This is a genomic window from Pseudorhodoferax aquiterrae (assembly GCF_014652235.1).
Taxonomy (GTDB): Bacteria; Pseudomonadota; Gammaproteobacteria; order Burkholderiales; family Burkholderiaceae_C; genus Pseudorhodoferax; species Pseudorhodoferax aquiterrae.
Map to the genome: position 1 here is coordinate 50914 of NZ_BMYK01000033.1, position 7443 is coordinate 58356.

5 protein-coding genes are annotated in these 7443 nt (G+C 69.2%); 4 read left to right on the plus strand and 1 reads right to left on the minus strand.

What is annotated here, in order from left to right:
• Positions 1-136 precede the first annotated feature (136 nt).
• Together IE209_RS29460 and IE209_RS29465 are read left to right on the plus strand one after the other, a co-directional pair.
• Positions 137-2944, plus strand: a complete 2808-nt coding sequence (locus tag IE209_RS29460; protein WP_189690445.1) for a caspase family protein — start codon at positions 137-139, stop codon at positions 2942-2944.
• Between the two features lie 2 nt (positions 2945-2946).
• Entirely contained in the window at positions 2947-4695 is a 1749-nt protein-coding gene (locus IE209_RS29465) for a toll/interleukin-1 receptor domain-containing protein (RefSeq protein WP_189690446.1), read from the plus strand.
• A 145-nt stretch (positions 4696-4840) separates the two neighbouring features.
• Here the strand turns inward: IE209_RS29465 and IE209_RS29470 are convergent, their stop codons facing one another.
• Positions 4841-6010, minus strand: a complete 1170-nt coding sequence (locus IE209_RS29470) for an acyl-CoA dehydrogenase family protein (RefSeq protein ID WP_189690447.1) — start codon at positions 6008-6010, stop codon at positions 4841-4843.
• A gap of 196 nt (positions 6011-6206) precedes the next feature.
• On the opposite strand from IE209_RS29470, the gene IE209_RS29475 reads away from it, so the two are divergent.
• Positions 6207-6857: a DUF6321 domain-containing protein gene (locus IE209_RS29475; RefSeq protein WP_189690448.1), complete on the plus strand. Its 651-nt coding sequence runs from the start codon at positions 6207-6209 to the stop codon at positions 6855-6857.
• Positions 6858-6874: 17 nt separating this feature from the next.
• Entirely contained in the window at positions 6875-7396 is a 522-nt protein-coding gene (locus IE209_RS29480; RefSeq protein ID WP_189690449.1) for a TspO/MBR family protein, read from the plus strand.
• The last annotated feature ends 47 nt before the right edge of the window (positions 7397-7443 follow it).

Below are 7443 nucleotides of genomic sequence, written 5' to 3' on the forward strand. Positions count from 1 at the left end.
ATGATGCTGGGGCCGCAGCCGCGCAGGGTGGTTGGTGGCGGGGGGCGGGTGCCCGGAGGGCAAGCATGAGGTCACTGACATCGTGGTGGACAGGACGTGGCGGCCGCCGGCTGGCGGGCTGGGCATTGCGTTTCTGATGTTTGCCCTGACCGATGCAGTATGCGCACAGGTGCCGATTCCGCTGGTTGAGACAGGCCAGCACACCGGGGTGATCAACAGCATTGCGGTGGATCGCGCTGAACGCTGGCTGGTCACGGCATCGGAAGACAAGACCGCGCGGGTGTGGGATTTGAACAGTGGCCGCCTGGAACGCGTCCTGCGCCTGCCGATCCGTCGTGGTTTGGCAGGCATGCTGTCTGCAGTGGCGATCTCTCCGGACGGATCCCTGGTGGCGCTCGGTGGCGCCACCGGCAGTGCTGGTGCGGCACATCCCATCTATCTGTTCGAGCGGCACAGTGGCCGTTTGCTTGGGCGCAGCGGGCCCTACCTGGATCTGGCCATCCAACTGGTGTTTTCTCCCGATGGGCGTCGGCTCGCCGCCACGTTTGGTGGCGGCAGCATGCGGATCCTTGATACCGGAAACCTGTGGCATGAGTTGACGATCAGTGCCGCCTGCCGGGCTGGGAGCCATGGCGCTGACTTTGCTTCGGACGGCAGGTTGGTCATGGGCTGCCTGGACGGCACGGTGCGGTTGTTCGATACCCAAGGCGAGCTCTTGGGCGAGCGCAAGGTTGGCGACAGGCCGTCCAAGGTGCGGTTTTCGCCGAATGGCCAGCACATTGCCGTTGGTTTCGAGCGCGCTCCGTTCGTCCAGGTGCTTTCGGGACGCGATCTGACCTTGTTGGCGAAGCCCGACCATCGACTCGTGACCACGGGTGGTCTTTCTCAAGTGGCGTGGTCGCATGATGGTGAACGGCTCTATGCGGCGGGCACCTTCCAGCGCGACTCTGTCTACCCTGTTGTGTCCTGGTCCCAGCAGGGCGCGGGTGCGCCCGTGCTGCTCGATGCGACGACCGATACCTTGTCCGGTCTGGTGCCGCTGGCCAGCGGTCGGCTGGCCTTTGGGTCGTACAGCTCCGTCTGGGGGATCCTGGACGCCCAGGGCCGCCGTGAGCCCCAGGCGCTGCAGCCGGTGCTCGACTTCCGCGATAGTGCGGATCGCTTCTCCGTGTCGGGTGACGGCCGACGCGTGGAGTTCAGTGGCACGCGCTGGCACGGCGATCAGTGGTCCCGGTCCCTGGCGCGCTTCGACCTGGCCACGCGTACCCTGGAAACCGAAGTGGAGCCCGAGCCGGGCCTGCGCCTGCCGGGTAGCGATGGCCTGCCGGTTGCGGGCTGGGAGTACAAGGAGGGGACCTTGTTCGACGGAAATCGTGTTCCGGTGCTGGCTTTCGGGGAGAGGCCGCACGCCTTGGACCAGGCCGACGATCGCAGCGGGTTCGTGCTCGGCGCCAGCTGGTCGCTGCGTCGCTTCGATGCCGATGGCAGGGAGGTGTGGCACACCTTCCTGCTCAGTTCAGCGTTGGCCGTCAACCTCAGCACGAACGGGCGTTTCGTGGTGGCAGCGCTGGGAGATGGGACATTGCGCTGGTACGACGCGGCCAACGGTGCCGAACGGCTGGCACTGTTCATCCACGCCGAGGACAAGCGATGGGTGCTGTTCACGCCGGAAGGCTTCTACGAGGCCTCCGCTGGCGGCGATGCGCTGATCGGCTACTGGTTCGAACCGGAGCGCGACCGCGAGGGCCAGTACGTCGACTCTGCACAGCTTTCAGGCATCTACTTCCGGCCTGACCTGATCAGCCGGCGGCTGGCCGGCGACGAGGCCGCCATCGCCGAAGCTGTGGCCGCCATCGGCGACGTGCGCCAGGTGCTGGCCGGCGGTTTGCCGCCCACCGTCACATTGCTGTCGCCAGCCGAAGCCGACAGCAGCGGCGAGTACGAATTGAAGCTGCGCGTCGACCCGGCCAATGCGGGTGTCGGAGAGCTCAAGCTGTTCATCGACGGCGCAGAGGTGCGCGCGCGCACCGTCGCGCCGCCAGGCGGCGGGGTGGTGACGCAGCGACTGAGCCTGGGGCCGGGCGCCCATGTGGTGGCGGCGCGTGCCATGCGTGCCGACGGCAAGGTGGCCTCTAACGAGGTGCAGGCGCGGGTCACGGTGCAAGTGGCGGCGCCAAGGCCGGTGCTGCGCGTATTGGCAGTCGGTATTAGCAAGTACGACGACGCGAGCTTTCGCAACGGTGTGAAGTTCGCCACCGCTGATGCGACCAAGCTGGTAGAGCGGCTGCGCGCCGGTGCCCAGGGCTTGTATCGGGATGTCGATACCCGCGTGCTGGTCAAACGCGCCGACACCTCGCTGGCCCGCATCCAGGCTGAACTCGACGCGCTCGTGCAGCGGTCGCGGCCGGAGGACGTTGTGGTCATCTTCCTGGCCGGCCACGGCAAGGCGCCTGATGGCAAGTACCACTTCATCCCGGCGGATTTTGTCTACGACGGAGACCAGGCCTTCAACGGCCAGCGCACGCTGTCGCAGGACCGGCTTGAGCTGGCGTTGAAGAACCTGGGCGCCGGCAAGAGGCTGCTGATCCTGGACACCTGCGATTCGGGCACGGCGGCCCAGGCTTCGCGCGACGGCAGCAGCGAGCAAAAGGACGCCATCGTGCGGCTGATGCGGGCCACCGGGCGCTACATCCTGGCGGCGGCCTCGCCCCAGGGCAAGGCGCTGGAGGATGGCTTCAACGGCCACGGTGTGTACACCGCAGCGCTGCTGGAGGGCATGGCCGGCCGGGCCGTCTCGCCGCAGAGCGCCATGATCGACGTGGACGCCCTAGCCAATTACGTGGCAGACCGCGTGCCGGAGCTGACGCGTGCCAAGGGCTACGAGCAACGCCCGATGAAGACGTCGTTCGGGCAGAACTTCCCGATCACGCAGCGGGTGCCCTGACCATGCCGTCGCCCGGGCGGCCGTTGTCGGTGTTCGTCGTTTATTCGCACCGCGATGATGCGTGGCGGGCGCGTTTGCAGGCGCAACTCGACGTTCTGCGCGGCGAGCAGGTCATCGGTGCATGCCACGACCGGCGCATCGCCCGGGGGCGCGAGTGGGCCGGTCGCGTCGATGATGCGCTGGAGCGTGCCGACGTCGTGCTGTGGCTGGTCAGCGCGAATCTGCTGGACTCCGACTATGCCCGCGATCGGGAGATGCAGCGTGCGCTGGAACGCCACGACCGGCAGTCCGTTTTTCTGCTGCCGGTGCTGCTGGGACCGTGCGACTGGGGCGCTTCGACTTTCGCGCGCGTGCCATCCATGACGTTGGATGGCAATGCCCGAACGGACCAGGCCATGGTGCCCGTGGCAGGCGCCCTGCGGCGCATGGCCCCTGCTGCGCCCGCGCCGAAACCCGGCGCCGTCCACCAGCCGGCACTCCCTCCGGCGGCCAGTCCTGCGCCGATACCGTTCAGCATTGGCGTCGTCAAGCTCTTCGGTTTCATCGAGCTTGGCGCCATCGAGTGGCGTGGCAGCCGCGCAGCGTTGTGGCGTTGGAGTGGCGGCCTGTTGGCCCTGGCCGTCGGCGCCGCGGCGCTGGCCTACAACCTGATCATTGCCTCACCCCTCGAGGAGGCGCGCAACCTGATGCGACGCGGTGACCATCTGCGGGCCGAGCAGACCTTCGCAGCCATGCCGGCGATGACAGGCCTCTGGCCGGCCGTCGCTGCGCTTAAGCGCCAGGCGGCCTTCGGTGTGCGGCTGACGAAAGGCGAGCACGTGCGTGAACTCGCGCCGGAACTGGACGAACTCAAGCGGGCATTCCCCGACGCGCCAGACGTGCTGGTGTTCCAAGGGCTGTCTGCCTACTGGCTGGGCGGGGACATCGAGACGGCGGCCACCTACTTCACCCGTGCCGCCGACGTCGATGAAGCCCACGTCTGGTCTCACTTTCTCGCCGCCGATCGGCGGCTGGATCTGGCCTACCAGGCCTTGGAAGGCGGCGATGCAGGTGCCGCGCGGACGCAGGCCGCGCACGCCCAGCACATCATTGATCGTGCCGTGAAGCGCGCGTCGTTCGCGGGCACACAGCCCAGCTACGCCAACCAAGTGGCCGCGCTGCAGGATTTCGTCGGGCAGACCGACGCGGCCTACCAGGGTTTTGCGCAGCTGGCGGCGCTACACCCGCTGTCGGCCTTGCAGGCGGCCCTGCTGGCATGGCGGTTGGTCGAGCCGGAGGCCGCATTGCGCAACAGCCAGGAGGCGGTGGAAGGCGCGATCCAGTTTCTCGAACGCCAGCCTGCCGAGCAGGTCGCGCGGGAAGGCTGGGCGCTGCGCCTGGATGCCACCCATGTACTGGCCGTCTATCCGCGCGACGAGAAGCTCTGCCTGCTTGGCTGGGTACAGCAACTGTCCAGGGCCTTGCAGGGGGCATCTGTCAGCGCTGCGACGCCCGTGCCCGCGCAGGCTCCCCAGGTGTGCGGCAGCGGCCTGGCGGCGCGGCGTAGCGTGGAACTGGTCTGCGTGCAGGCGCTGACCGCGCAGGCGCGGCTACCGGTGGGCGACCCGCGCGCCGCGGTGCTCGCAGCCTGGCGGCAGGCACCGCTTGGCTGTCCCGCGGACCTGCAGCCTCTGAGGGCGCTGCCGCCAGCCACAACCGTCTCCAGCCTGCTGGTGCCGAAGGCGTGGGGCGGTACGGCTGGGATGGTGTAGCGCTCGCTCCAGGCCAGCCTTTCGGCCACGCCCGGCTGAACGGCTGCATCCGGTGCGCCTCGGTGTACGCGCGCAAGGCTGTGCAGCTATCGGGCCAAGTCGATGCTGCTGGCTGTGGCGCCGGGCGGCGGCTTGGCCCGAACGCTCAGCGCGCGATGCCGCGCCGCGCGATGGTCTTGGCCATGCTCCAGCGGTGCACCTCGCTCGGGCCGTCGTAGACGCGGAAGGCGCGCATGTCGCGGAAGATGCGCGCGACGATGGTCTCGTCGGAGACGCCGCTGGCGCCCAGGATCTGCACCGAACGGTCGACCACGCGCCACTCGGCCTCCGAGCACAGCACCTTGGCCACGCTGGATTCGTGGCGGCCCTTCTCGCCCTGGTCGAGCACCCAGGCGCAGTGCCAGATCGCCAGGCGCGCGCTGTGCAGGTCCATCTCGTTGTCGGCCAGCATGAAGCCCACGCCCTCGTGCTCCACGAGCGGCTGGCCGAAGGCCTGGCGCGTCTTGGCGTAGTCGCTGGCCACGTCGTGGGCACGGCGTGCCTGGCCCAGCCAGCGCATGCAGTGCGTGAGGCGCGCCGGCGCGAGCCGCACCTGGGCGTAGCGAAAGCCCTGGCCCAGCTCGCCCAGCACGTCGGTGGCCGGCACGCGCAGGCCGTCGAAGCGCACCACGCCGTGGCCGCCCGTGAAGCAGCTGTCCAGCGCGTCGATCTGGCGCTCGATGACGATCTCCTTCTGGTCCATGTCCGCCAGGAACATGGTGGCGCTGCCGTCCTCCATGCGGGCCATGATGATGGCGAAGCCCGCGCCGGTGGCGCCGGTGATGAACCACTTCGTGCCGGTGATCACGTAGTCGTCGCCGTCGCGCACGGCCAGGGTCTGCATCATGGACGGGTCCGAGCCGGCGCCCGGTGCGGGCTCGGTCATGCAAAAGCACGAGCGGATGTGGCCGTCGATGAGCGGCTGCAGCCAGCGCTTCTTTTGCGCATCGGTGGCCACCACCTCCATGAGGTGCACGTTGCCTTCGTCGGGCGCGTGGATGTTGAGCGCCACCGGGCCCAGCGGGCTGTAGCCGGCCTCCTCGAACACGATGGCCTTGTCCACGTGCGACAGGCCCAGGCCGCCATGGTCCTTGGCGGCGTGCGGCGTGAGCAGGCCGGCGCGCCGGGCGCGCGCGACGAGTTCGTCGCGCAGGGCCTCGTGCGGGCCGTGGTGGTCCTGGCGCGGGTCCTTCTCCAGTGGAATCACCTCTTCGGCGATGAAGCGGCGCGTGCGCTCCTGCAGTTCCTGCTGGAAGGGGGAGAGGCTGAAATCCATGGTGGGAAGGACGGGGGATGAAAGGAGGCGCGAGACTAGCGCAGCGCTTCGCGGCCGCCATGTCACCTTGGCTACCCGGGTGCGCCCGGCTGTCGCGTCGGCGGCATCCCACGGTGGCCAGGCTTGGCTTCCCACGCCTACGCTACGCGGCGTACCGCAGCATCGGGTCTTCGTTTTGCCCACGAGGACCACGCCCATGACGCAGGCGCGCCACGATGAACAACCCTGGGAGCATGCCGCGCCGCGTGGCACGCGCAGCAAGGCCCTGACACCTGCGGCCAAGGCGGCGGCCAAGCGGCGTGCCAAGGCGGCCGGCCGGCCTTACCCCAACCTGGTCGACAACATGCAGGCGGCCAAGCGACAGAAGGCCGCGGCCAAGCCCAAGGCCGCCACGAAGACCCAGGCAACGGCCGGCGCATCCGGACGGCCCGCCGCCAAGAAGACCGCCGCCAAGCGGCCTGCGGCCAGGAAGGCTTCTGCCAAGGACCACGCCGGCAAGTCGCATGAATCCAAGGCGCGCGGACGCGATCCCGAAGGCGGCCTGACCGCTGCGGGCCGCGCCGATTTCCGCCGCCGCGACGGCGCGCAGCTCAAGCCCGGCGTCAAGAAGCAGCGCATCAGCGACATGACGCCGGAGGAAATGCGCCGCAAGGGCAGCTGGGCCACGCGCTTTTTCGGGCGGGCCGAGTTGCCTGCGCTGCGCGATGCACACGGCAAGCCCACGCGCTTCGCGCTGTCCGCCCACGCCTGGGGCGAGCCCGTGCCGCGCACCGAGGCCGCGGCACGGCGCATCGCCGAAAAGGGCCGGCGCTTGCTGGCGCGTTACCGGCGCCTGCGCGACGCCTGAGAGGGGATCATCCGCGCATGGCTGCATCGTCATCCCTCTCCCTCACGCAGGGCACGCGCCCGGAGCGTCCCTGGCTCGGCCTGATGGGCTGGCTGGTGTTGTGCTTTGCGGTCGCCGCCGTGGGCGCGTTCGCCTCGCGCAACGCCCCGGGCTTCTACGCAGCGCTCGAACGGCCGGCCTGGGCGCCACCGGCCAGCGTGTTCGGCCCGGTGTGGACCGTGCTCTATGCCTTGATGGCCGTGGCCGCCTGGCAGGTCTGGCGTCTGCGCGGCTGGGCCGGCGCGGGCATGGTGCTCGGCCTGTTCGTGGCGCAGCTGGCCGCCAACGGCCTGTGGAGCTGGTTGTTCTTCGGCTGGCGCCTGGGTGGGCCGGCCCTGGCCGACATCGCGCTGCTGTGGCTGCTGCTCGCCGCGACGCTGGTGGGCTTCTGGCGCATCCGGCGCAGCGCCGGGCTGCTGCTCCTGCCCTACCTGGCCTGGGTCAGCTTCGCGGCCGCATTGAACTGGTCGGTCTGGCAGCGCAATCCCGGTCTGCTCTGAGAGCAACCGTCTTTCGTGTCAAGCGTTGTGAAGCGAATCGTCCCAAT

What these genes read in the sequence shown, in the direction of transcription:
- IE209_RS29460 (WP_189690445.1), top strand. Translation starts at nt 137, where the DNA reads ATGTTTGCCCTGACCGATGCAGTATGCGCACAGGTGCCGATTCCGCTG.
- IE209_RS29465 (WP_189690446.1), top strand. Translation starts at nt 2,947, where the DNA reads ATGCCGTCGCCCGGGCGGCCGTTGTCGGTGTTCGTCGTTTATTCGCAC.
- IE209_RS29470 (WP_189690447.1), bottom strand. Translation starts at nt 6,010, where the DNA reads ATGGATTTCAGCCTCTCCCCCTTCCAGCAGGAACTGCAGGAGCGCACG.
- IE209_RS29475 (WP_189690448.1), top strand. Translation starts at nt 6,207, where the DNA reads ATGACGCAGGCGCGCCACGATGAACAACCCTGGGAGCATGCCGCGCCG.
- IE209_RS29480 (WP_189690449.1), top strand. Translation starts at nt 6,875, where the DNA reads ATGGCTGCATCGTCATCCCTCTCCCTCACGCAGGGCACGCGCCCGGAG.